Source organism: Companilactobacillus metriopterae, assembly GCF_002762335.1.
GTDB classification, from domain to species: domain Bacteria; phylum Bacillota; class Bacilli; order Lactobacillales; family Lactobacillaceae; genus Companilactobacillus; species Companilactobacillus metriopterae.
In genome coordinates this window covers 400,085-424,784 of record NZ_CP024610.1, presented here as the reverse complement: position 1 = coordinate 424,784, position 24,700 = coordinate 400,085, and the positions used below count along the sequence as shown (strand labels likewise).

General features: G+C 31.7%; 24 protein-coding genes and 1 tRNA gene. 7 read left to right on the top strand and 18 right to left on the bottom strand.

Annotated features, from left to right (window positions below; all coding sequences use genetic code 11):
- Positions 1–143 precede the first annotated feature (143 nt).
- Both CS873_RS01925 and CS873_RS01920 read left to right on the top strand, forming a co-directional pair.
- Positions 144–1,319, top strand: a complete 1,176-nt coding sequence (locus tag CS873_RS01925) for an MFS transporter (RefSeq protein WP_099974205.1) — start codon at positions 144–146, stop codon at positions 1,317–1,319.
- Between the two features lie 53 nt (positions 1,320–1,372).
- A complete protein-coding gene (locus tag CS873_RS01920; protein ID WP_099974204.1) occupies positions 1,373–1,726 on the top strand; it encodes a hypothetical protein in 354 nt (117 codons plus the stop codon).
- Positions 1,727–1,746: 20 nt separating this feature from the next.
- Here the strand turns inward: CS873_RS01920 and CS873_RS01915 are convergent, their stop codons facing one another.
- Complete coding sequence (locus CS873_RS01915) at positions 1,747–2,385, bottom strand: SDR family oxidoreductase (RefSeq protein WP_099974203.1); 639 nt, start codon at positions 2,383–2,385, stop codon at positions 1,747–1,749.
- A 163-nt stretch (positions 2,386–2,548) separates the two neighbouring features.
- Here CS873_RS01915 and CS873_RS01910 point away from each other — a divergent pair, with 163 nt between their 5' ends.
- The gene (locus tag CS873_RS01910) at positions 2,549–3,487 is read left to right on the top strand and encodes a nucleoside hydrolase (protein ID WP_099974202.1); all 939 of its coding nucleotides are present in this window, start codon (positions 2,549–2,551) and stop codon (positions 3,485–3,487) included.
- Positions 3,488–3,518: 31 nt separating this feature from the next.
- Here CS873_RS01910 and CS873_RS01905 read toward each other — a convergent pair whose 3' ends face one another.
- The 11 genes from CS873_RS01905 to yycF all read right to left on the bottom strand — a co-directional run bounded on the left by CS873_RS01905 (position 3,519) and on the right by yycF (position 16,410).
- Complete coding sequence (locus tag CS873_RS01905) at positions 3,519–4,433, bottom strand: DUF5692 family protein (protein ID WP_099974201.1); 915 nt, start codon at positions 4,431–4,433, stop codon at positions 3,519–3,521.
- Positions 4,434–4,530: 97 nt separating this feature from the next.
- Positions 4,531–5,853, bottom strand: coding sequence for an APC family permease (locus CS873_RS01900; RefSeq protein WP_099974200.1), 1,323 nt, complete (start codon positions 5,851–5,853; stop codon positions 4,531–4,533).
- A gap of 11 nt (positions 5,854–5,864) precedes the next feature.
- Positions 5,865–6,896: a bifunctional threonine ammonia-lyase/L-serine ammonia-lyase TdcB gene (gene tdcB, locus CS873_RS01895; protein WP_099975323.1), complete on the bottom strand. Its 1,032-nt coding sequence runs from the start codon at positions 6,894–6,896 to the stop codon at positions 5,865–5,867.
- A 33-nt stretch (positions 6,897–6,929) separates the two neighbouring features.
- A complete protein-coding gene (gene ald / locus CS873_RS01890; protein ID WP_099974199.1) occupies positions 6,930–8,045 on the bottom strand; it encodes an alanine dehydrogenase in 1,116 nt (371 codons plus the stop codon).
- Between the two features lie 421 nt (positions 8,046–8,466).
- Positions 8,467–8,946 carry a 23S rRNA (pseudouridine(1915)-N(3))-methyltransferase RlmH gene (rlmH, locus tag CS873_RS01885; RefSeq protein WP_099974198.1) on the bottom strand — a complete coding sequence of 160 codons (480 nt, stop codon included), beginning with the start codon at positions 8,944–8,946 and terminating at the stop codon, positions 8,467–8,469.
- Between the two features lie 377 nt (positions 8,947–9,323).
- Complete coding sequence (locus tag CS873_RS01880; RefSeq protein WP_099974197.1) at positions 9,324–10,667, bottom strand: S1C family serine protease; 1,344 nt, start codon at positions 10,665–10,667, stop codon at positions 9,324–9,326.
- Between the two features lie 118 nt (positions 10,668–10,785).
- A complete protein-coding gene (locus tag CS873_RS01875) occupies positions 10,786–11,625 on the bottom strand; it encodes an MBL fold metallo-hydrolase (protein WP_099974196.1) in 840 nt (279 codons plus the stop codon).
- Entirely contained in the window at positions 11,597–12,403 is an 807-nt protein-coding gene (locus tag CS873_RS01870) for a two-component system regulatory protein YycI (RefSeq protein WP_099974195.1), read from the bottom strand. The genes CS873_RS01875 and CS873_RS01870 overlap by 29 nt, the downstream gene beginning before the upstream one ends.
- 3 nt (positions 12,404–12,406) lie before the next feature.
- Entirely contained in the window at positions 12,407–13,723 is a 1,317-nt protein-coding gene (locus CS873_RS01865) for a YycH family regulatory protein (protein WP_099974194.1), read from the bottom strand.
- Positions 13,713–15,602 carry a cell wall metabolism sensor histidine kinase WalK gene (gene walK / locus CS873_RS01860; protein ID WP_099974193.1) on the bottom strand — a complete coding sequence of 630 codons (1,890 nt, stop codon included), beginning with the start codon at positions 15,600–15,602 and terminating at the stop codon, positions 13,713–13,715. Before walK ends, CS873_RS01865 begins: the two co-directional genes overlap by 11 nt.
- A gap of 100 nt (positions 15,603–15,702) precedes the next feature.
- On the bottom strand, positions 15,703–16,410 hold the full coding sequence (yycF, locus tag CS873_RS01855) for a cell wall metabolism response regulator VicR (protein ID WP_099974192.1): 708 nt from the start codon (positions 16,408–16,410) through the stop codon (positions 15,703–15,705).
- A 150-nt stretch (positions 16,411–16,560) separates the two neighbouring features.
- On the opposite strand from yycF, the gene CS873_RS01850 reads away from it, so the two are divergent.
- Positions 16,561–16,635 (top strand) — tRNA-Lys (locus CS873_RS01850).
- A 147-nt stretch (positions 16,636–16,782) separates the two neighbouring features.
- Here CS873_RS01850 and CS873_RS01845 read toward each other — a convergent pair.
- From CS873_RS01845 to CS873_RS01835, 3 genes are read right to left on the bottom strand one after another with little or no spacing between them, the layout of a single operon-like run.
- On the bottom strand, positions 16,783–18,345 hold the full coding sequence (locus CS873_RS01845) for an HTH domain-containing protein (RefSeq protein ID WP_099974191.1): 1,563 nt from the start codon (positions 18,343–18,345) through the stop codon (positions 16,783–16,785).
- Positions 18,342–18,719, bottom strand: a complete 378-nt coding sequence (locus CS873_RS01840; protein WP_099974190.1) for a fructose PTS transporter subunit IIB — start codon at positions 18,717–18,719, stop codon at positions 18,342–18,344. The genes CS873_RS01845 and CS873_RS01840 overlap by 4 nt, the downstream gene beginning before the upstream one ends.
- Positions 18,720–18,729: 10 nt before the next feature.
- On the bottom strand, positions 18,730–19,176 hold the full coding sequence (locus CS873_RS01835) for a fructose PTS transporter subunit IIA (protein ID WP_099974189.1): 447 nt from the start codon (positions 19,174–19,176) through the stop codon (positions 18,730–18,732).
- A gap of 163 nt (positions 19,177–19,339) precedes the next feature.
- Between CS873_RS01835 and CS873_RS01830 the strand changes: the two genes are divergently transcribed.
- From CS873_RS01830 to CS873_RS08325, 3 genes are read left to right on the top strand one after another with little or no spacing between them, the layout of a single operon-like run.
- Positions 19,340–20,257, top strand: a complete 918-nt coding sequence (locus CS873_RS01830; RefSeq protein WP_099974188.1) for an amidohydrolase family protein — start codon at positions 19,340–19,342, stop codon at positions 20,255–20,257.
- Complete coding sequence (locus tag CS873_RS01825; RefSeq protein WP_099974187.1) at positions 20,257–20,502, top strand: hypothetical protein; 246 nt, start codon at positions 20,257–20,259, stop codon at positions 20,500–20,502. Before CS873_RS01830 ends, CS873_RS01825 begins: the two co-directional genes overlap by 1 nt.
- An 18-nt stretch (positions 20,503–20,520) precedes the next feature.
- Positions 20,521–20,913, top strand: coding sequence for a putative quinol monooxygenase (locus tag CS873_RS08325; RefSeq protein ID WP_342743848.1), 393 nt, complete (start codon positions 20,521–20,523; stop codon positions 20,911–20,913).
- Between the two features lie 34 nt (positions 20,914–20,947).
- On the opposite strand, the gene CS873_RS01815 is transcribed toward CS873_RS08325, so the two are convergent.
- The 3 genes from CS873_RS01815 to CS873_RS01800 all read right to left on the bottom strand — a co-directional run bounded on the left by CS873_RS01815 (position 20,948) and on the right by CS873_RS01800 (position 24,641).
- Positions 20,948–22,996 (bottom strand): cation:proton antiporter, encoded by a 2,049-nt coding sequence (locus CS873_RS01815; protein WP_099974185.1) that lies wholly within the window; start codon positions 22,994–22,996, stop codon positions 20,948–20,950.
- Positions 22,997–23,605: 609 nt separating this feature from the next.
- Positions 23,606–23,890: a hypothetical protein gene (locus CS873_RS01805; RefSeq protein WP_099974183.1), complete on the bottom strand. Its 285-nt coding sequence runs from the start codon at positions 23,888–23,890 to the stop codon at positions 23,606–23,608.
- Positions 23,874–24,641 (bottom strand): DUF817 domain-containing protein, encoded by a 768-nt coding sequence (locus tag CS873_RS01800; RefSeq protein WP_099974182.1) that lies wholly within the window; start codon positions 24,639–24,641, stop codon positions 23,874–23,876. The genes CS873_RS01805 and CS873_RS01800 overlap by 17 nt, the downstream gene beginning before the upstream one ends.
- Between the last annotated feature and the right edge of the window lie 59 nt (positions 24,642–24,700).

The window sequence follows — 24,700 nt, the reverse complement described above, 5'->3', positions numbered from 1 at the left end:
TAATTACTCTTTTTTTATGGACGTTTAAATTAACTAAATAATAGCTATTTAGAATTATGTTTATTTTATTAGAGAAGTCTTAATAATTGAAATGATGTATGATAGTGCTAGTCTACAGTTGAATAACTATTAGGAGGAGAAAAATGAAAGACTTTACAAATAAGAATGTAACTTTACCACTTACAGTAAGCCTTATTATTAATTTTGGTCATTTTTTTTCAATTCCATTTTTGACTTTACTACTTCAGCACAGAGGTATGAAATTAACACTTATTGGAATAATTTTAGGTATCCCAGCATTTGTATCATTTGTAGCTAGTCCTCTGATTTCATATCTACTAAATAGGTATTCCCCTAAGTTAATTATGCTTGTTTCATTATTTCTTATAATTGTAGGATTCTCAGGTTATACCTTACTGCAAAATTTTTACGGATTAGCATTCAGCTCATGTCTGGTAGGTCTAGGATTTTGCAGTTACAATCCTATTTATCAAACACTATTGTCAAGTCTACCAGGAAAACAATCTGATAGGGCAATGATGGCAAGTTATTGGTTAACCAATCTGGCTGGAGCAATAGGCCCTCTGGTTGGTAGTTTAATCGGTGGTGGTAAAAGCTCTAAACCATTCATACTTTACATTATTCTTTTATTTATAGTACTAATTCCAGTATTTCTAATTGATTACACGATAATAAAAGTTGATAAAAATAATGAGAATATTTTGAAGAATACCTTTTGGAGCGTGTTAAAGAATCGTACTTTCCTACTACTAGCTTCAATTTATCTACTATATTTCATCATAGAAACTCAATATGATTCTTCTTTTGCTATTCATTTACAAGCAATAAGTAATAATGGAGCCAGATACTTATCATACATGACGCTTTCACTCACTATATCAGTATTACTTTCCCAATTAATAGTAATGATTTTTGAAAAACATGAAATATATAAACTAGAAATTTTCATAGGTATAGGTCTATATCTTATTGCAATTATGGGATTTATTTTAATTAAGAATGCCCTAATACTATCAATTGTTGTCGGAAGTCTGCTAGGTGTTGGAGAGTCAATGATAGGTCCAAGAATACAAATATTGATAGGTAAATCCGTTTCACCTGAACAGAAATCCACAGCATTCATAATCAATAACGGTTTTGGTAATGTCGATTTCTTTATAGGACCCACTTTAGGTTTATCAATTATATCAATCAACTTTAATCTATACGAAATCCTATTGTTTGGTTTAATAATTTTAATAGGTTTTATATTCTTTTTATTTTTCAAATCTCAACCTTTATCTGCTGAAAGAGAGTAATAGATTAGAGTACTATGATAAAATGAGTTTAATATTTATTAGCGAGGTTAGTCATGAAACCAAAAACAACAGCTGTTCAGATTACCGGATATGTCATATGGGGAATTGAAACTGCTTTTATTATTTTAATAGAATCAATTGTAGGATTAGCTCTGGCAAATGGTGATAAAGGAACATTTACAGCTACTGAAATGTCTGTATTAATTTTTGTCGTTTGTTTGATAGGATTTTTTATGATTTCACTTCAAGTTCTTAGCTTCTTTGCAATTTTTAATCTGCATCGTAACTATTCAATGGTTTGGCCAATTATTTTGACAATAACTGCTGCTCTATCGTTTAGACTCATGTTAATTCCTGCAATCTGGGGAATCATTTATAATCTACAAAATAAAACCCACTCAATTTAATGAGTGGGTTTTTTATATTTTTAATACCAAGATGGCTTATCTCCGTCAGTGTTAGGTTTATTCACACCAATTGAATCACGAACGTAATCACTAGGTTTTTTAGTTGTATCAACAACTACCTGAGCAATAGACTTACGGGATACTTCTGTACCTTTAAATGTATCATCACGATGGGTAACTTCAAAGTTAACCTCATCATTATTAGTCAACCATGCAGGACGAATAATAGTATATTCGAGATCCGATTCTTCAATAACTTTGGCTGCTGCTGCATATTTTGTGATATATGATCCCAAAATATTATTATTCCATTTACCAAATTCACCTGGAACTTCATCATATATACCAAGTGTTGATATCCAAATCAAACGTTTAACACCAGAATTGTTCATTGATTCTACGACAGATTTAGCTTGTTCTTCTATATTATCTCCTGCTAAATTAGCATATACGATATCTACTCCATTAAGAGCATTGGACAAACTATTCTTATCAGAAGCATCGCCTTCAACAATTTCTACGCGATCACTTTCTTCAATAGACAATTTGTTAGGATGTCTTAAATACAATCGTAAATCAAAATCTGTTTGATCAAGATATAGTTCTTCGGCAATTTGTGCTATTTTGCCCCCAGCTCCTAATATCAATACTTTTGTCATAATTAAAGCCCCCAATTATTAAATTATAAATACAATATAATCCAATTTTTGATTTATTACAAAAAATATTTCTCATAATATTAAAAGCTAGTTTGTTAGTATTTTATCAATCTCCAATGATATACTTAGTGAGTAAAATAAAAATATTGCGAGGTAAGAAGTAATGACTAAAGTAATTATGGACTGCGATCCTGGTATTGATGACGCTATTGCGTTGACTGTTTTACTTGCTCATCCTGAAGCTGCTGATCTAATCGGAGTAACTACTATCGGTGGTAATGTACAACTTTATAAAGTGACAAAGAATGCTCAAAAACTACTTACTTTCCTAGGATCTAACACTAAAATTGCTATGGGACAAAGTGATCCCTTAGTAAAAGAAATTGAAACAGCTGGAGAAATTCATGGAAAAACTGGAATGGACGGATATCAATTTCCTGAAAACAGCTTGGAATACCCTATAGTTAGTGACAACGCTATAACATTCATGAATGAAGAGATTACTAATTCAGATGAAAAAGTAAATATTGTTGCCACTGGTCCTCTTACAAATGTTGCTTTACTTCTTAAAACTTTCCCAAAAGTTGCTGAAAAAATTGAACATATCTATGTTATGGGTGGATCAATTGAACAAGGAAATATCACACTAGCTTCTGAATTCAACGCTTATGTTGATCCTGAAGCAGCAAAAATTGTTTTTGACTCAGGATTGCCGATCACTCTCTCTGGTCTTAACTTAACTGAAAATAAAGCCTATCTAACAATGGATGAAATATCACAAATAAAAAATCTTGGCAAAACTGGTGAAATGGCTAGTGCTATTTTAGATTTCTACGCTTCAGCTGAACGCGAAAAAGGAATGACTAAAATTCCGGTACATGATGCATGCGCGGTACTAAGCTTAGTCGCTCCAGAACTATTCACCAAGAGCGAGAAATTTAATATTGAAGTAAGTCTTACTAATGATCAATTCCGTGGTATGACTTATCCTGATAGACGTGTATATGCTCCTGATGATAAAAACATTGAAGTACTAGAAGATGTAAATCGTGAAAAATTTGTTCAATACATTTTTGATTCAATTCAAAGTCATAATAAATAAATTAAAAAAGCTACCCAATTGGGTAGCTTTTTTAATTATTAGAAACAACATCGTCATATGATTTTGTTCCCTTATAAATATCATCTTTAAGAGGATTTTTCTTAAACTTGTAAATACGATATAGATTTAAAATTAGAACTAAGATATTTGCAATCAATGCAATCGAACTAACTGTCATTAATGCTGCATTAGAGTGGCTGCTCCTTACTGCAAATTGAGAACTTGTAACAAATGCTGGAACCGACATTGTAAACATCATCCAGAATGCTAGCGTTTGAGCACGAGCTTGTAACCATGTACCTCTTTTTACAAAGAAAGCTGCTAGAGTACATGAGATTAGCAATGCTGCTCCTGCATAGAATGAATGATCACCAACACAATTATAAACGTAAGCAAAGTTCCATAGATCATAAGCAATTATCCAAGGCCAAATTTGATCAGGCCAAATCATATCTTTTTGCTTATCTTTACTAATAAATATTCCAAACCAGCCCGTAATTGTAATAATGTTTAGAATACCAGCAATACCGTTCATTATATTCCAGGCACCACCATTCATAAATACACCGTCAATCATTCCATGCATACCATAAACTTGGAAATCTCGAATAACTGCTTCAAGAATATTTACACTTAAAATAATTGGTGGAAATAATAAATACCACTTGTTATTTTGCAATGACGGTATAAATCTTAGTGCCATAAATCCTAAACATCCGGCTAACGCAGAATAAACTTTAACCCAGTGGAACCATGTACCTGTACTACTACCTGGTCCGGCAGTGGTAGGCCAAACAAAAATAGTTAAAATAACTGGTACAGCAACAAACAAAATTAAAGCTATCCATTTGTTTATCCTAGCAAGTTCATTTAAAACCATTAATCCAGCTATAACTAATATCCAGACTAAAAAGTCTGCCCCTGATATATTTTGAAATAGAAACATAATAATCACCCCTATATAATGAATTCTTTCACAATTTCATTGTATCGCAATTATTAAAATATTAATAGGGAAAAAAGAACACCCTGCTGGATGTTCTTTAGTTTAGATCATATTTTTTATTTAAGTACACATAAAATGGAATACCTAAAATTGTTATTAATAATCCTATCATTGTAATGCCGAATTGCGTTATTACGGTACTTATAAGTATAAATAATCCACCGATGATAGCGATGATTGGAATTAAAGGATACAAAGGAACTTTATATGACCTCTGTAAATCCGGTTGTTGTCTTCTCAATTTAATAACTGCCCAGAACGCCATAGTGTAAAATAACCAAATAACAAATATCAGCATATTGGTTATAGCATCAAATTTTCCAGATAATATCATAAAGAAAGCAATAACAAACTGAACAATTCCACTAATGTAAGGAACACCAGATTTATTTAACTTAGATAAATATTTACCAAATGGTAATTTGTTTTTTAATCCCATAACATATGGAACTCTCATCCCTGTCATGATATAACCATTCAGCCCACCATAAACAGAAATCAAAATTCCAATAGTTATTATTTTTCCACCAATTTCACCAAAGATAACATTTGAAACATCTGATGCAATATTTAAATTACCAGATATTTCAGAAATTGGTTTTATCCAATAAAAAACACCATTTACTAGCAAGTAAACTACCATAACAATAGCGATACCAATAGCAATCGCTAATGGAAGATCTCTTTTGGGATTTTTCATTTCCCCAGCCATATTACCAACATGAATCCAGCCATCATAAGCAAACATTGTAGCTAGTAGAGCTTGTCCTAAAGCTGTGAAAAATGGGCTTCCTGAACCTGCTGTTACTGGAAATAAACTAAAGGCTTCACTTCCTGAGTGGAAAAAACCAAGTACAACGATTGCAACCAAGGGAATTAATTTACATATTAAGGCGATAGTCGTTACTTTTCCGGCAACCTTAACACTTATAAAATTAATTGTCATTATAGTTATTACACAAATTATAGCTGCGGGTATTATATATATAGCTTTTAATCCAAATAAATTTACAAACTGTGTCCCAAATGCAATCGATATTGCTGCAATATTTGCGGGAAAATATACAACCGCTTGTGCCCATCCAGCTAAAAAGCCCCAAAATGGACCATAAGAATATTCTATATACTTTGTTAGACCACCTGTTTCGGGGTACATTGCTGCCAGTTCAGCAGCAGTAAGACCAGCACATATTGTTATAAGTCCGCCAATCAACCATGCTAGCATAGACAAACTGACGGTTCCTGTTGACTCTGTTACAGCTGATGCTTTGAAGAAAACTCCAGTTCCTATAACAGTTCCAGCAACTGTAGATAATGCTGCTCCAAATCCTATTGATTTCTTTAGCTTAGCTTCTGCCATGAGTCAAACCTCTATCCAATTCCACCGTCTGGATGAACTGGTGCTAAGAATTGATCTATAATATTTGAAACTCTTTGTAGATCAACGTTTCCACCAGAAACCATGGAAACAACTTTTTTGTTTTTTAACCATTTTTCATCAATTTTATTTGATTCCAATGCAGCTGTGGGTAGTGCTCCTGCTCCCTCTGCAACAACTTTTGCTCTTTGCATAAGATCACGCATAGCCTTTGAAATTTCATCTTCACTTACAGTTACAATTTCATCAACAAGATCTTGGACGATTGGAAAAGTGATATCACCAGGTTCAGCAACATCAGTTCCATCAGCAAGAGTAAAATCATCATGATGGAAAGAAATCTTACCTTCATCAATAGACTTCTTCATTCCATGAACATTCTCAGATTGTACTCCAACAATGTGAATATGTGGATTAAATGATTTTAATGCTATTGCAATACCAGAAATTAATCCACCACCACCGACAGGTATAATGACTGTATCAACATCCCAACAATCATCCAATATTTCTAACCCAATTGTTCCTTGTCCAGCAATAACCAACTCATCATTGAATGGATCTACAATAGTTTTACATTCTTTTTCAGCACGTTCATGCATCCATTTTTTGGCCTCATCAAAAGTTTCACCATGAATATCAACTTCTGCTCCGTAGCCTGCAGTAGCATCACGTTTAGCTTGTGGTGCCTCTTCTGGCATAACAACAGTTGTTTTTACACCAAGTAATTTACCTGTTAAAGCAACTCCCTGTGCATGATTTCCTGCGGAAACCGTTATAATACCACGATCTCGTTCTTCTTTGGTGAGATGATTTATTTTATTATTAGCACCTCTAAATTTAAACGAACCAGTAAGTTGCATATTTTCCAATTTAAGAAAAACATCTCCACCAGCAACATTTCTACTCAAGAACATTGATTGAATTAAAGGTGTTTTACGAGCATATTTTCCAATAACATGTTTTGCTTCTTGAATATCTTGAAGTGATACTTTTTGAACTCTTGCCTTGTTTTCAACATCCATTTCCATCATGATTATTTCCTCTTAGTATATTTATTAGATTAATGTAGTTAAGTCCACATATGTTTGATCAACAGATCCTGCTAAACCAGAATTAGTAACATTACCATTGTATATATTGATTCCTGAAGCCAAAGCTGGATCGGTTTTGATTGCATCGACGATACCTTTAGATGCAATTTCTAAAATATAATCTATATTTCCTTTGGCTAGTGCCATTGTAGAAGTTCGTGGTACAGCTCCTGGTTGGTTAGGTACTGCATAATGAAGTACTCCATACTTTTCAAAGATTGGATTTTCAATTGTAGTTGGCGTATCAATTGTCTCTACAGTACCACCTTGATCAATAGCAACATCAACAATAACACTACCTTTTTTCATTGATTTAACCATATATTCTTTAACTAGCTTAGGTGGTTTTGATCCTGGGATTAGTATTGTTGATATAAATATATCTGCTTCTTTAATTTCCTTTGCTAAATTATCTTCTGTTGATTTCACAACTCTTACGTTAGAACCCTTAAACTCGGTTTCTAATTCTGAAATACGTTCGTCATTAAGCTCAATTATTACCACGCTACATCCAAGACCTAACGCCATTTGAGCAGCATTAGTAGCAGCATTTCCACCACCAAAAATAACAACTCTACCAGCTTCTATGTTAGATATATCAACTCCTGGAAGAAGAATTCCTTCTCCTCCATGTTGTGCTTCCAAATAATAAGCACCCATAATTACTGATCTTCTACCAGCAATAGCTGACATAGGTGCCAATAATTCTAATTTTCCATCTTTTTCAATTGTTTCTCCACCAATGGCAGTCATTCCACTTTTAACCATCTCATCCACAGTTTCTTTTGATGATGCCAAATGTTGAAATCCCCATACAATCTTACCTTTTTCAAAATACTTAAACTCAGATTCCATTGGTTCTTTAACTTTTATTGCTAGATCAGCTGACCATGCATTTTCATGGCTAACTATTTTTCCACCAACATTTTTATATTCATCATTACTAAAACCAGAACCTAATCCGGCATTCTCTTCAACAAGGACCTCATTACCAGCTTCAACCATACGTTTTACATTTTCTGGTGTGGCAGCTACGCGTCCTTCTCCTTCTTTTTGCTCTTTAATTACTCCAATTTTCATAAAAATTTGCTCCTTTGTTAATATTTTAACAATTTCCAAAGGTTACTGTATATCTTTTTTGTTTTTTTTTCAATACGATTTTTTGCTGTTTTAATAAGATCAATTGTGAATTTTCTTTCTATTCCACTTATGATAAGTATTTTCAGTTAACTAACTTTTTTGAAATTTTTTTGAAAATTGTGAATGTAAGCACAATCATTTAGTAAAACGTTTTCCTTCAATAAGATTTATCTTATTTTTTTATTAAACACTGTATACACTTGTCTTTTTGAGGAGATCAAAAAAGAGCTACTAAAATTAGTAACTCCATTTTATTTAACTTACAATTTAAAAAAGTTTCTAAAAAATTTCCACTTTAATTCTAATTAGAATTTCCATAAAATAATTATTTTAATAAAATTTCCATTTATCTAAAAAATTATTATTTATGATAAGTACGATGACTATTAATCATAAAAGATCTATATATTTGTTCAGTTAATACAAGACGCATTAATTGATGTGGATAAGTTATCTTACCGAAACAAAGTTTAAAATCTGCACGTTGATAGACTTCGTCGCTAACTCCTAAAGATCCCCCGATTATAAATGTAATATCACTTGTTCCATAAGTTGATAAATCATCTATTTTTGCTGCCAACTCTTCAGATGTCAGTTCTTTGCCACGAAGATCTAACAAGATAACATATTCTTTATCCTTTATCTTCTCAAGAATTCGAACTCCCTCTGCTTCCTTAACCATTTTTTCTTGCGCATCACTTAGCGTATCTGGTGCTTTTTCATCACTACATTCCACTATTTGTAATTTACAAAATGCAGAAAGTCTTTTGGAATACTCTTCAATTCCATTTTTTAAATACTTTTCCTTAAGTTTTCCAACAGTTATTATCTTAATGTTCATCTATCTACTCCTACCCCTTAGTTTTTAACAATACTTATTCACATCAATGTGATGCATCGATATCTAAAGTAATTCATTAGTTATTAACAGCTCAAATAATGTTTGTGTTTTTCTCAATAGTGCCCTTTAAGCTTATTATATCAACATTAATTACTATTATTTATTTTATATTACTTAGTTATGCACAAGATCATTCTAATCTGTGTATAAAATTATACCTTGTTTTAAAAACGTTTTTCCACAGTTATACACAAGTTATTCACACCTGTGTTAAACGTCTTAAGAAATTCTTTACATTTACCCGAATTTTCTTAACCTTTTCTTAAACATTGTTCAAAAAAAGACGTGAAACTATTATAAGTTCACGTCTTTTATCTTTAATCTGATGTTTTTTCAGTTAAATGCACTGATGCAGTTTTCAACTTACCATTATGATAATACTTGATTTTCACTGTATCACCAACTGATTTTTCATATAAAGCACTGTGCAAATCAGCCACAGAAGCAATTTTCTTACTTCCTAATTTAACGATAATATCATTTTTTGAAATTCCTGCTTTTTTAGCAACTGATCCGCTGTTTGTTTGTGCGACTACTACACCTTGTGTAACTGAACTTGGAACCTTCAATGATGTCTGAGAATCATCTGAGATTTGATCTAAATCAATTACTGATATTCCTAAACTTGGTCTCTCTACTTTACCATTCTTAACAAGTTGATTAATAATTTTAACTACTTCATTACTTGGAATAGCAAATCCCATACCTTCAACAGAAGTACCATCAGTACCTGATGTTAGTTTCATAGAATTGATACCTATAATCTGACCATTAGAATTAACAAGAGGTCCTCCCGAATTACCAGGATTAATAGCTGCATCAGTTTGAATAACTGTGGCCTCTCCAATTGTTTGTCCTGTTGTTTGGTCCTGTGTTTGAACCGTTCTGTTTGTTGCTGAAACTATACCTTGAGTAACACTAGTTGCGTACTCGCTTCCTAATGGTGAACCAATAGCGATAACTGAATCAGCTGGTTGCACACTATCTGAATTACCAAATGATGCAATTGCTGGCACCTTATCTCCGTCAATTTCAATAACAGCTAAATCAGTAGTAGCATCACTACCAATTAATTTACCTGTTAATTTTGTTCCATCTTTTAAGATAATCTCAATTTGATCTGACCCATCAACAACGTGGTTATTTGTAACAATGTAACCTTTTCCATTTTCCTTAGAGTAAATTACTCCGGAACCTTCACTATACTCTTGTAGAGAATCTGAAGATGATGATGAATTTGAGATATTTGAGTCTGATCCCGAATTATCTGAGCCAGATGAATCAGAAGATGAGCTATCACCGTCACTACTATCACCAAAAAGATCTCCGAAAATTGAAGAAGAATCTCCCTGTATTTTACTTTGCTTTTGTAAATTAACAACGGAAACAACTGCTTCATCTACTTTATTGTAGGCTTTTGTCATTGTACCCGTCGATTTGGTAGAACCTGTACTTACTTGAGTAGTACCTGGTCCACCTGATGATGAAGTTGTGTCAGGAACTGATGATGAAAATTGTGAGAATCCCCAAGTAGCAATTCCCACACCTAACATAGCAGAAATAAGAGCTACAATAGCTGTTTTAAATAAAGGACTTTTAAAATTCAAAAAATTACCTCGATTCTTATCTGATGATCTACGTTCAGGATTGTTATTATCCATTTGTACATTCTCCTTAAAGTATATATTCATAATAATATCTAAATTTGAAATTTTTATGAAACATATTTGAATATTATTATGCACTAAAAAAAAGTATAAATTCAAAATTTATACTTTTTTAAAGAATTATTAAATCATCTGGAATAATTGGATCAGTATCATTCAAATAAAAATCATGATCAACAGCCATATCATGGTTTTTCAAAAATGTTGCCACTGTCTCATGAGCTGTATATTTTGTATTGTTTTCAGGACTAAGGTGACCTAAATATACTTGCTTAGTATTTTCACCGATTACATCCATCAACCCTCTTGCTCCATCTTCATTTGAAAGATGACCCTTTTCACTGAGTATTCTTTGTTTGAGGGACCATGCGTAAGATCCATTTCTCAACATATCTACATCATGGTTGCATTCAAACAGATAACCATCAGCATTTTCTATCTTTTTTTCAACAGTATCAGAGATGTAGCCTGTATCAGTCAAAATGACAAAATCCTTGTTATTATGATGAAATTTATAAAATTGTGGATCAGCTGCGTCGTGTGATACTCCAAAACTCTCAATATCTAAATCGCCTAAACTTAAAACTTTATTTTTATCAAAAATGTTAATTTGATCGCTATCTACTTTACCTATTTTAGGCATCATAGCTTGCCATGTTTTTTCATTTGCATAAACATTTAAACCGTATCTTCGTGCTAATACTCCGACTCCTTTTATATGGTCGGAGTGTTCATGAGTAACAAATAGCGAATCTATTTCTTCAATATTTTTGCCAACAGAGTCAAGTAACTCTTTAATCTTTTTACCTGACATCCCTGCATCTACCAAAATTTTGTGCTGAGGTGTCTCGATATACGTAACATTTCCTGTACTGCTGCTGGCAAGAACACTTATCTTCATATTATCTAATTTTGAATCCAATTTAATTATCTCCAATAGACGACGAATCATCCTTAATTATCGCACCAGTAAATGCGTTGACCTGTTTTGTACTACTTATATCGTTGTCTGTATTTTTAATAGTTACAAACCATACAGGTATATAAATAGTATTATCGTTTGCTTCTAGCAATTTAGTATACGCCAAATTTATATAAGTTATCTTAGAATTATTCGGAATTTCAGAATTTGTATATAAATTATCCACTACGTCTTTTTCACTTTTTAATACTGATTTTTCATGTAAAACACTAGCTGAAGGAATATAAGTTTGTGTGTAACTAACTATCTTGTCACCTGAAACAGTAAATACCAATTGTGCTGTTTTATCAAAAATGGCTCCTGAGGAAACATTTTGAGCATACACAATTTTTGTACTTGAAGAAAGTTGTGGTGAATATGTGTACTTTTCACCAAATAGTATATTTGAGTCTTTCTTCATAAAATTATCGATTACAGAAACTTTTTTCTTACCATTCACATTCAATGTAGAAATTAAATTACTTGATATTTTATCATCATTGGCAATGTATGTAACAGATTGATTTTTTAATTTATTATAGTTTTGACCTAACACTCCACTGGGTTTAGCTCCTAAATAGTAACCGTATTGTTGATCACTATCCAATTTACCTGTTGAAATATTTCTCTTCTTCATTTCAACAGATGTTGATGTTACAGTACTTCCGCTATTAAAAAAGTGTTGACTACTTCTGAAAGACAGCAGCAAAAAGACATCTAGTGAAACGAAAACAACAAGAAAAATTATTTCTATTCTTCTAAAATCCATTTGCTACTCCTCCAAAGCTGATAAATTTGTCCATTCTGAATATGTTTTCCATTTACCTTGCATCTTAACGTAGTAGGTTGGAACTAAATCAACCACATTATCCGCATTTTCTTCATTCTTCCATTGATACCCAACTTCAATATCTTCAATATCATTAGCTAGATATCCTGAATTTACTAAACCTGTAAGTATGTCACTTGTAGGTTTCAGTTCTGTTTTTTGTTGATCCGATGGCACTGGAACTTCTAATACCCTATTTATAAACATTTCTGTTGAACCATCTCTACTAAAGTTGACTCTAACTGAACCAAACGTTGTTTTGTTAAATATTGGGAATCCCTCAACATACTCACGATAGATAAGACTCTTTTGTTTATAGTTTCCACGGAATAAACGTAAATTAGAAACCGAACTTTCTATCTTGGTAACTTTGTTATATCCACGCAAGAAAAAGTCTAAACGATTCTTTGGAACACTATTGTCACTATAGTCGTTAAAAGTTAGTTCTCCTGTTGAATGATCAGATTCAAGTCTAAGTGAATCTCCATAAGCATAAATATAATTATCACCATTTTGCGATGTACTTATATCATACTTACTAGAAGAAAATAGTGGCGAGGTATACTCGCTATCATTCTTGGATGTAATAACATATGAGTATGATTGCATACTAATTGGTTCCTTGAAGAATGTTCTGATACCTTGTTTCATTGTGTTCAACTGAACATCATAATTAATATTGGACTTCTTGGCCAAATCTAATACAGGTAATGACGATGCATTACCAACTTTTGCTCGATAAACTGTATAGCTATCATCGTCAGCCAAATATACAAATGGATCTTTTCCATTGTTTGTAGTAAATATAATTCTATCAAATGTTTTGTCAGAAGCTTTTTGCAGAATTTTATCACCCAATATATAACCCAACGTATTAACAGAAATCTGTGTTGGATAAACCAACTGGATAGTATCTTTTTGCTGGATCTTTTGTTGATATTTGGCACCATCTTTTTTAAAAACTAACTCAGGTGCTTGAATCTTCCACTTTTTCATGGACTCTTGAATTGTATAAGATATATTTTCTTTACTATTATAGATAAGTTTCTGATTCTTACCATCATGCCAAATAACTTGAGTAGGACTAATAATTTGATCAATTGGAATATTATCCTTGTCATATGAAGAAGACTCAGTTAAATCAATATCCTTCCCACGTTGGTATCTAGCTGTATTTGACCAGACAAAGAAAGATAGGACGATACTAGTTACTACAGCAATTATTAACAAAATTTGAACTACTCTACGACTAAATCTCATCCCACTCTCCTCCTGTCTCATTTGGATTAAATGGTAGAGAAATATAGAATGTTGATCCTCTACCTTCAGCACTATTTACCCAAATACGACCTTTGTGTTGTTCTACAATCTCCTTAGAAATTGATAATCCAAGTCCTGTACCACCTTGTTGCCTTGAACGAGCCTTATCTACTCGATAGAAACGTTCGAAAACATTCTTTATATCCTTACGAGGAATACCTAATCCCTCATCGGAGATACTTATTATGATATGTTTATTAGTTTCTAGTAATCGACATGTAATTACTCCACCATCTGGCGAATATTTAATAGCATTATTAATAATGTTATCTATAACTTGAGTCATTTTATCTGTATCAATTTCCACCCATAAATCTTTGTTAGTGATGACTCGCTTGATTCGATATTTTTTAACTACTTTATTATTATCTTCCTCAGCATCTGCTAACTGTTTCTTAAGCATCATATCGAATCGATCTAATATATATGAGAAGAATTCGTTGAAGTTTACCAACTCTTTATCTAGTTTTGATCTACCCTGATCCATTCTAGATAGATTTAGTAGGTCTTGTATCATACGAATCATACGATCAGTTTCTTCTGCTGTAACGCTCAAGAATTGTGGAGCAAGTTCTTTATTTTCCCAAGCACCATTATTAAGAGCATCGATGTAACTACTAATACTAGTCAATGGGGTTCTTAACTCATGAGAAACGTTGGAAACAAACTGACGGCGCTCTCGGTCAATCTTTTGTTGTTCTGTAACGTCATGAAGAACACAGACCATACCACTCACAAACCCACTATTTCTTTGAATAAGAGAGAATTCAGCGTTCAATATTAGTGAGTTATCTTCAGCGTAGTCTATCTCATCATTTGCATCATTTATTTCCAAAACCATAGGTTCAGGATTTTCTAACAATTCTTCAAATGTAACTTCATCACTAATCTTAAGTAAGTCAGTCAACATCATGTTGTGAACATCTTTTTCAATATTCAAGAATTCTATGGCCATTTCATTAATAACAGTGATATTACCTAATCTATTTGTAGCGATAACACCATCCGACATCTGAGAAAGAACACTATCCAAACGTCGTCGCTCAGATTCTGAGTTCTCAGTAGCTTCTTCAACCTTTACCGATAAATCATTAACCGACATGGCGAGTTGTCCTAATTCATCAGGTGAATAAACTCTAACCTGTCCTGAATAATCACCCTCTGCCATACGAACAGCTTGTTGACGCATTTCATCAATAGGACGAGTAATTGCCCTTGATATGAAAATAGAAATTATGGCACCAAGTAATCCAGCCATTAATGAAGCGGTTAGAAAAATAACAATGATGTTATTAATTCTAGAGTACACGGATTCCATGTTGGCTCGAATATATACTGCTCCAACTACCGTACTATCATCGGTTGATGATATTGGTTGGATTAATTCATATGAGCTACCACGGTCTTTGTCATAATATATTTGTGTAACTTTTTTATTACTCTTCATACTTTTTTCGATGGATTCACGTAATGATTTAGTTCCAACCACCGTATCACCATCAACTTTTGAGCCCACAATAATATTGTTATTATCAACAACTTGAATATCCGTAACATCTGAGTTACTGCGAGCATAATCTTGAATAATTTTATTGATATTATCCCTAGTATGGGAATCATTGTCTGTCAGATTGGTAGATAATTGTGACAAAACATACGGTGTAACAACAATTGTTTGTTCAAACTGGGATACATTTTGCTCTTCCAGTTGACGAACAAAATAAGCCCCAATAATTTCAATTGTGACAACAAGAATAAGAATAAACGACAACCCAATTTTGAAATGGATTGACTTGAAGAAACCAAATCTTTTTTTCAAATTAATTCACCCATATAAATTTAATAAACATTACTTATATTATACTTCAGTTGGAAAGAATAATAAAAAAGCAGTTTAGTCTAAATAGACTTAGCTGCTTTTAATTATTATCTGATTCTGGATCGCGTAGAAAATATCCTACCCCACGACGAGTCATTAACCATTCGGGCTGACTGGGGTTATTTTCTATTTTTTCCCTCAATCTACGAACTGTAACATCCACAGTACGTACATCACCGAAATAATCGTATCCCCATACTGTTTGAAGCAAGTGTTCACGCTTCATTACTTGACCAATATGTTGAGCCAAATAATGTAACAGTTCAAACTCACGATGTGTAAGTTCTATTTCCTTACCATTTTTTGTAACAGTATATGCATCTGGGAGAATAGTTAGGTCTCCAATTTTAATTTCTGAATTATTATTATCATCAGTTTTAGCTGGCATTTGAATACGTAGTCGAGCTTTGACACGAGCAACTAATTCACGATTAGAGAAGGGCTTTGTAACATAGTCATCAGCACCCAATTCTAAGCCGATAACTTTGTCAATCTCGCCATCTTTTGCAGTTAGCATAATAATAGGTGTATCTTTTGTTTTACGAACGGTACGGGCTACTTCTAAGCCATCAATTACAGGCAACATAAGATCAAGTAGAATAAGATCTGGATTTTCTTCTTCTACTAAGTCTAGTGCCTCTTGTCCGTCAAATGCAGTTAGTACTTCATAACCTTCATTTTCAAGATTATATTTTACAATATCGGAAATTGGCTTTTCATCATCTACTACTAGTATTTTCTTTGACATAGTTTCACTCCTCAATGATTACATTATACTAGGTATCGATAATTAAAACAAAATTCTAATAAATTAACCTTAAAAATCAGTAAAAAACTGTTGCTATATGGTGTTTTTTTGTGATAATATATATCTCGTTGATCAGTTACAAACATTTAATGGGCGGTTAGCTCAGCTGGCAGAGCAACGGACTCTTAATCCGTGGGTCCAGGGTTCGATCCCCTGACCTCCCATACCAATAAAATCAACACTAAACAGTAATCACGCAGCTTAATAGCCGTGGTTACTGTTTTTTTTCGTCTTAAAATTCATGATTTTTGATATCTTTATCGGTACTTAGATTAAACCTGTTGAGCATTCTTCTATAAAAAACAACGACGCTTATACGCCGTTGTTTTTATTTTCCAATAATTCTAATAATTCATTGTAATTATTAATTCTAGAGTTACTGTTATTTTTAATTTTTTGATAAAGATAAGAAAAAATTTGTGATCCTTTATTTAGATTTTGGTTAACCATAACAACTAATATAAAATGAACCCTTTCTCCATCGACCACTAATTCATTACTCATATTTATACCTAATATGTCATATTGTTGATCAATATCTGCTGATATATGTGGTATAGAAATATGATTGACAATTAATTGATTTCCTTCCAATTCACGACTCACAATTTTTTTCTTATCATTACTGGATAGTAGCTTTCTTTTACAAAAAATATCTAATCCATCATTTAAGGCTTCTATAAAATCACCAGTATTATTTTCTAAATTTAAAAAATTATCTTCAGAAAAATCTAGTGAAATATATTTATCAAATTCAATATTTTGAACTAGCTTTTTTATTTCCCTAAGTGAAACATCATTTAATATTCCATTGTATTCAAAATCATAATTTACCTGAGATAAATTACTGCTAGAACCAACTACTAAATCCGCATTATCATTCTCTAAATTCGAGTCTTGAACAATTTCCACTGAAACATTATCTATGTTATCTAATAACAATGTTTGATTAATCGATGCTATAGAATACTTATCTTCTATTAACTTTATGTTAACTTTATTTATCTCATTAATTCTTAGATTATTAATTACGTAAAGTGCTATGTAATTAGAATCTATATACACTTCCTTATCAAAAAAATTATTTAGATTTTGAGCTATTTCATATGATAGTTCAAATTCAAACGGATTATTCTGCCTTAACAATTCAAATTGATTTTTTTCTATTTCATTAAAATAATTAGGAAATAATATAGAACGAACAACATGATTTTTTAATTCTTCAAGAAATTTATCATTGACCAGATTTATATGGTAGTTACCATTAATTTCTGAAAATAATGACGATAAATCCAATTTAACAAAATCATCAACTATTGTTCTTTTTTGTTTACTAAAGTCGTTAAATCTATAATCTGTGGATTTACAAGCATCTATCTGAGAAACTAATTGTTTTTCATTTAAATATTGGGAATATGATAGTTTATCAATATTCGTTGAAGAAACATCATCTTTAACAAAAATCAAACTAGATAATAAATCTACCTTTTTGTACTTAGATACATTAAGATAGTTACCCACTCTGACTTTAGTTTTTATTTCAAAAATTTGGTTATACTTATCGTTAATCAAATCAATTAAATCGTGCAATTCTTTAGTTGTTAAATTTAACTGTTCTGTTAGTTCATCAGTTGTCTCAAATTCATTTATCAATAGTTGATAAATCAAACGGTATTGAATACTTTGAAATTCTTTCATTTTTGATTCTAAAAGATAATCATTATTAACATTTAAACTGTATCCCAAATTATTATCAACGAATCCTATATTATCAATTCCTAGCCAATAATTAATTGCATCAATATCTCGAATTATAGTTCTTCTAGAAACATCTAAAACTTTTCCTAACTCTTGACCTGAATAATTTTTCTTCAATCTTTAACAGCAGGTTGATCATTACCCATTTTAATTTTAGATTCCTTATTACCACCTAAAACATTTGCCTTACTATCAATGTCATCGAACAGAGTATCAATATGTTTTAAAGCTTCAGAAACAGGTAACTCAACAACCTTTTTCCCTTGGAAACGGTCTTTATCTTCATCAGTAAGACCCTTTCCTAATGCCAATACAACATAGTCAGCTTCTGCTATTTGTTCACTAGTTAATTTGTTCTCTACACTACTAGCACCTTGTGTTTCAATATGTACTTCATATCCTAGACTTTTACATTTTTCTTCAATTGCTTCAGCCACCATGTAAGTATGAGCTATACCAGCTGGGCAATTTGTTATACCTACTATTTTCATTACATTTCCCCTAATTAGTTATGACATTATTTACAATTTCTAAAATTTCTTCCTTAGTTCCATTTTTCAAAACATTTGTAAAATCTTCATGCATAAGTTGGCGACTCAATTTTGCCAATAATTTCAAATGTTCATCAGCTTGATTGTCAGGTACCAATAGATTAATCATGGTGTTAACTGGCTTACCATCCAAAGAATTCCATTCAATTAGATTATTAGTTCTAATTACAGCAACAGTAACATCAATCACTGCAGAGTTTTTAGTATGCGGAATGGCTATTCCTTTGCCAAAACCTGTAGTGGATTCTTTCTCTCTTTCAATCAGTCCCTGGTATATACTGTCAACATTATTAGCACGTCCATTTTTCACCGAACTATTTGCAAGATACTTAAAAACATCATCTTGAGTAGACAAATCTAAGTCTAAATTAACCAAATCTGCATCTATTATATTCATATTTTCACCTCATTGATTTTTATATCTTTATATTAATTCTTAATTAAGAAAGCGTTAACATATTAAATGTCACTTTTTAAGTGACATAGATAATTTATTCACTAATGCATATGTTTTAATTTTTTAAAAATGTTAATATTAACCCATAACAAAAGGAGATATCATGACAAAAATAGACGTATTCGCTCATGTATTACCAGAGAAATTTTATAATGAGATGTTAGAAATTGATAGCACAATTCCAAAACAATACCCTTTTATCAAACAAAAAGAATTGTTATCTGATATAAAAAATCGTCGTACTAACTTTCCTGTAGATGTTAAACAAGTTATTTCTGCAGTTAACGTAAATCCTGAAGATTACGTAGATGCTGATAAATCTGCCAAATTATGTATTGAAGCAAATAAAGAAATTTCCAATTTAGTATCTGAAAACAGTGATTTATTTACTGCCGGTATAGCTATGCTACCGATGAATAATATCGATGCTTCTCTTGATATCATGAAAGATGACATTGCCAAATCATCTGAATTAATCGGGATTCAATTATTCACTCGTGCTTTAGGTAAAAGTATCGCTGATACAGATTTTCTACCCATCTTTGAAACTGCTAGTAAATTAGATATACCTATTCTTCTACATCCAGTTTTTGATTCTAGAAAACCCGACAATAATATCGTTTTCAGCTGGGAATATGAACTATCCCAAGCAATGCTGCAAATTGTTCAAGCTGGCATATTCCAAAAGTTTCCTAACTTAAAAATAATTGTTCATCATGCGGGTGCAATGATTCCCTTCTTTGCAGGCAGAATTGATAATATATTACCTTCAGATCAAGCAGAAGATTTCAAGAAATTCTATGTTGATACTGCAATACTTGGTAATACAAAGGCTCTAGAATTGGCAGTAAGTTACTTTGGTGCGGATCACATGTTATTTGGTACCGATGCACCATTTGGTATTCCTGATGAAGGAGCTACTGAAGAAATAATCTCTGCAATTAATGAGATGAAAATCAGTGACTCAAATAAAGAACTAATCTATCAAGGCAATTTTGAAAAAATCTTTGGAGATCAGTAATGATATTTAGAATATTTAATTTGAGAACAGACTTAAATAACATCAATGAATTTAATAATCTAGGCAAAACTAATATAGAATCAGCAATAAAACTGGAGTCAGGCACCAAAACTCTACTATCTGCACACGATACAAATGACGTTACTGATAATTTTGTTTTAGAAATTTATGAAGATTACAATTCATACATTAAGCATGCCGATTCTGAATACTTTAAAAAGTTTGCTGAATTTTCCAAAAATTAAAATCTTGATCGACATGAGATATTCGAACTTGACCCTGAACTTCTGACAGAAAAGAAAGCTCCTATTCAAGAACTTTATAATGCTCAAACTTCAGTAAGATTAGCTAAAATAAAAATTGATACTACTAATGCTGGTATATTCAAAAATGTCGTTTTCGAAGAAATGAAAACTGCGGTGGAAGTAGAATCTAGCGTTTTTCTTATGTACGCTGGCTCTCTTAACGATGATCCATCAAAATGGATATTCTTTGAAATTTACCAAGACAACAAAGCATATCTGAAACATTTAGAGACTGATCACTTTAAAAAATATATTTCTGGGACTAAAAATATTGTCTTAGAAAAACAACTTTATGAATTAAAACCCAATACCCTTGCAAATAAGGGTGGATTATTTTATCAAAGTAAATAAAAAGAAGTAACGACATCAGTCGTTACTTCTTTTTTTAATATGTTGTCTGTAATTGTAAAAGCTGTGCCTGATTTATCTCTGTAAATAAGGTACTGGATATTTCTTGATTAATTTCTCCGTTATTAAAGCATTCCTGTATAAAACTGTATTCATGTTGGAAAGCTTCCATGTAATAGGAATTATCAATTGGCTGTTTATTTGCTTGATATTCATGCTTAACATTATTAAAGAATCGATCCATAACTTTTCTAACCATGAATATATGAGTATTTTCAGTCTTATTTTGCTCAAGTCTTGCCTGCATAACACTATCCAAGTAGTTGTCCACTTCTTCAATTACTTCATTATTTAATGATAATAGCTCTTCTCTGGTTTTGGTCCATTCAGAAACCTTTTGAGCATACTCTTGGTCATTTTCAATTCTTCTATTTCTAAAGACTTCACGCTGTCTTCTAGTAATAACCCTATTTTTAGTATGCCAAATTATCTCTTTAGACATATGTTGAATTCTATCTCTTAAAGGAATTCTTTTATTTTCAATTAGTGACCGATACATAATATGATCGTAAATATCAATGGTTTGTGGGCTATATTTTTTATTTATCTCATCACTATGAATAAAACTATCCGTTAAACTCTTTGTTTCATTGAAGAGTAAATAAAAATTATCATTGAAATCTTTTCTATTCAGAGTGGTACGGTTTCTCTTCTGTGTTTCCAATTGATATGTCAATTTTTCTCTAGTATCGTGATCTTCTATTGTCGATCTCATTTGTAAAATAGCGTAATCCACCATTTTATTTCTAGTATCATTTAAATCTTCGATATCATAATCCTCTGATTTACTCTTAAGAATAATTGGGAATATTATGGCACTAAATATCATACTAATTATAATCACAAATGTTGTAATCGTAATTAGTTCTTCTCTGTAGGGAAATGCTTGTCCGCCAATGGTTTTAGGCAAAGAAAATGCCATAGCAAGTGTAACAGTTCCGTGAATTCCACCAATTGCAAAAATTTTAGAATACTTTTTATCTTCTTCTCTGGAAACGTTTCTCCAAAAGGTTTTCTTAATACCGTCATTTCTATAAGTTCCAAAGTATCTAATGGCTATCATTACCAGATAAATTATCAAACTTACCAATAGCATACTTAAAATCTCTCTAAAACCTATTTTTTCAAAGTTTTTCCATATACTAGGTAGTGCTAATCCTAATATCAAGAAGACCATATCATTCAGAATATCTGTTATAACAGACCAGATTGTTTTTGTTGTTAATTGAACATTTGTAGAAGTTAGTTTCAATCTATCTGACTCCCAATTGTGTTCTATACCTGTAGCAACCACAGCCAGGATCCCTGATACACCAAAATATTCAGCTAATAAATATATAAAAAATGGTGTTAATAAACTAATAGGAATCGTAATTAATTCAGGATTATCCCCATGAATATTGATATTATACCTAACCATTACAAGAATAATTCCACCTATCAGTCCTACAATGATTCCACCTATTGAAACAAATAGGAAGTGTCCTATCCCACCGACAATTGAGAAATTACCCTTATATAAAACAGATAAGGCTAGATCTAATAGCACTAATCCTGTTGCATCATTAAAAAGAGATTCCAGTTCTAGAGCATCATTAACACCCGTAGGAACTGATCTATTAGAGGTCATTGTTTTTACAGCCATTGCATCCGTTGGTGTAACGATAGCTGCCAAAGCAATAGCTAGTGGAAGAGTCCACTTAACTTCAAATGTGTTAGCTGTGAAACCTACAATCAAGACAGTCACACAAGCTAAAACTACGGACATTATAAAAATTCCCCAAAATTTGGATCTCACTTTTTCAAATGATTGCTTTTGTCCGTCATAGAACATCAACGGAGCAATAAATAGCAACATAAAATACTCAGGCTCTATTTCAAAATTTTGAAAAATAGGAAAGATCGATAAAAATGCCCCTGTTGCTATAAGTATAAAAACTTCGGGAATTTGGGTAACAAATCTTCGAATAATATTTGCTCCAATAACCCCAACTAATAAAAATGCTACTGTATAAAAAACTGTCATATTTATTTCCTTAAATGAATTAGATATTGATTGCCAATTCAGTATTTTACTCAGTTTCCTGTGAACGGTCTACCTATTTTTAAATATATACAAAAAAATCTAACCTAAAATTTTTTTTGAGGTTAGATTTTATAAATTTGAAGTCAATATCAAAATATACACTACCGAATAAAAAATAGACCCTATGGCAGGTATCAATAAATTATTTTTAATTTCTATTTTTTCATCATTTAAAACGTAATAATAAAAAGATATAAAAATAATGGGAAATAAAATTAAACTAGCAATCTTTAAATTTATCGACGATAAAACTAATGATAGTAAAAGGCTAACAACGATTGCCATAGTTTGACTTAAAATAAGCGCGTTAAACATTTGATTCCCCTGGTTATATTTCCGATCGGTTAATATTAATAAAGAAATTATTACGATATACAAAATCAAAATTGATATCATCATTTTAAATCCCGAAAATACAGATTGTAAAAACATGATATTTATCGCTTTATTCACAGTAAAATTCAAAGAAGCAAAAGATAAAATGATTTCTGAAATTAGCATTGTCAGTAAAAATACTGTAGATTTTTTTGATTTACCCATAATTAATAACTATAAAAATAACCCTAATCCCGCTAATCCTCTTTGAGTAGCGGCATCTTGATTATCTTTGCCAATTAATTTAACTAATTTAGATAACTCAGCAGATTTTTCATCACTTAAAGATATTTTATTTTCCTTCATACATTTGCCAACTTGTAGGAGAAATGTTGCTCCGTAGATGTCACCAGAATAGAATTCTCCTAACAGTTCACGTAATGGTTCTTCATTCTTTTCAGTTAACATCCCTATTAATTGAAATGCTAAATATTTTTGTTCATCATAATTTTCTGACATTTTTAATACCCCAATCCCCATGTTTTTCAATACTATAATAAACTAATGCGATACTAAGAATAACTAGCAATCCCCAGCTGGATATTTTACCCAAACCTACCAAGTGCCAACCCATTCTCTGATTTGGATACTTCCAAGCAGAAAAAAATGTTGAAATATTTTCAGCTACCCACAAAGCTATCCCAATAAATAAGAATGCCATATTCATGTACATATAATGAACTCTATCTTTAAGTACAAAAAATACTTTGGTTTTCCAAAAAATAATTACCGTAGCTGCTATAATTATGTACCTTAAATCCCATATAAAGTGATGGGTAAAAAAGTTTAAGTAAATTGCAATACACAACACAACCACAGATAATTTTTTGGGCCAACTTTCAAATTGTAAATCAAAGACCTTCCATGCACGAAAAATATAACTACCAACACTAGAGTACATAAATCCGCTATACAAAGGCACTCCTAATATTTTAGTATAGGCAGGTTCTGGATATGCCCACATCCCAATAGACGTTTTAAATATCTCTAGTATCAAACCCACCACATGAAATATTAAAATCACTTTCACTTCTTGCCAGGTTTCATAACCTGTTACTATTAAGGCAATTTGGAATATAATTGCTAAAATTAGCAACAAGTCATATCTATATAAATGTGGAATATGAACATACTTAGTTACGAACATTGCACCAAATAACAATACCGGAAACAAACAACAGGATGCTTCTTTTTTTATGAAATCTATCATGTAATCAAATTCTCCCCAATGTAAATTTAATTGCAATGTTATAAATATAATAATACAAG

Coding starts and splice junctions, on each gene's coding strand:
- CS873_RS01875 (WP_099974196.1), bottom strand. CDS start 11,625: ATGATTCGTCGTCTATTGGAGATAATTAAATTGGATTCAAAATTAGAT.
- CS873_RS01910 (WP_099974202.1), top strand. CDS start 2,549: ATGACTAAAGTAATTATGGACTGCGATCCTGGTATTGATGACGCTATT.
- CS873_RS01920 (WP_099974204.1), top strand. CDS start 1,373: ATGAAACCAAAAACAACAGCTGTTCAGATTACCGGATATGTCATATGG.
- CS873_RS01840 (WP_099974190.1), bottom strand. CDS start 18,719: ATGAAAATAGTAGGTATAACAAATTGCCCAGCTGGTATAGCTCATACT.
- CS873_RS01870 (WP_099974195.1), bottom strand. CDS start 12,403: ATGGATTTTAGAAGAATAGAAATAATTTTTCTTGTTGTTTTCGTTTCA.
- CS873_RS01805 (WP_099974183.1), bottom strand. CDS start 23,890: ATGTCAGAAAATTATGATGAACAAAAATATTTAGCATTTCAATTAATA.
- CS873_RS01835 (WP_099974189.1), bottom strand. CDS start 19,176: ATGAATATAATAGATGCAGATTTGGTTAATTTAGACTTAGATTTGTCT.
- CS873_RS01865 (WP_099974194.1), bottom strand. CDS start 13,723: ATGAGATTTAGTCGTAGAGTAGTTCAAATTTTGTTAATAATTGCTGTA.
- rlmH (WP_099974198.1), bottom strand. CDS start 8,946: ATGAACATTAAGATAATAACTGTTGGAAAACTTAAGGAAAAGTATTTA.
- CS873_RS01815 (WP_099974185.1), bottom strand. CDS start 22,996: ATGACAGTTTTTTATACAGTAGCATTTTTATTAGTTGGGGTTATTGGA.
- yycF (WP_099974192.1), bottom strand. CDS start 16,410: ATGTCAAAGAAAATACTAGTAGTAGATGATGAAAAGCCAATTTCCGAT.
- CS873_RS01915 (WP_099974203.1), bottom strand. CDS start 2,385: ATGACAAAAGTATTGATATTAGGAGCTGGGGGCAAAATAGCACAAATT.
- CS873_RS01905 (WP_099974201.1), bottom strand. CDS start 4,433: ATGTTTCTATTTCAAAATATATCAGGGGCAGACTTTTTAGTCTGGATA.
- CS873_RS01900 (WP_099974200.1), bottom strand. CDS start 5,853: ATGGCAGAAGCTAAGCTAAAGAAATCAATAGGATTTGGAGCAGCATTA.
- CS873_RS01880 (WP_099974197.1), bottom strand. CDS start 10,667: ATGGATAATAACAATCCTGAACGTAGATCATCAGATAAGAATCGAGGT.
- ald (WP_099974199.1), bottom strand. CDS start 8,045: ATGAAAATTGGAGTAATTAAAGAGCAAAAAGAAGGAGAAGGACGCGTA.
- CS873_RS01800 (WP_099974182.1), bottom strand. CDS start 24,641: ATGATAGATTTCATAAAAAAAGAAGCATCCTGTTGTTTGTTTCCGGTA.
- tdcB (WP_099975323.1), bottom strand. CDS start 6,896: ATGGATGTTGAAAACAAGGCAAGAGTTCAAAAAGTATCACTTCAAGAT.
- CS873_RS01825 (WP_099974187.1), top strand. CDS start 20,257: ATGATATTTAGAATATTTAATTTGAGAACAGACTTAAATAACATCAAT.
- CS873_RS01830 (WP_099974188.1), top strand. CDS start 19,340: ATGACAAAAATAGACGTATTCGCTCATGTATTACCAGAGAAATTTTAT.
- CS873_RS01925 (WP_099974205.1), top strand. CDS start 144: ATGAAAGACTTTACAAATAAGAATGTAACTTTACCACTTACAGTAAGC.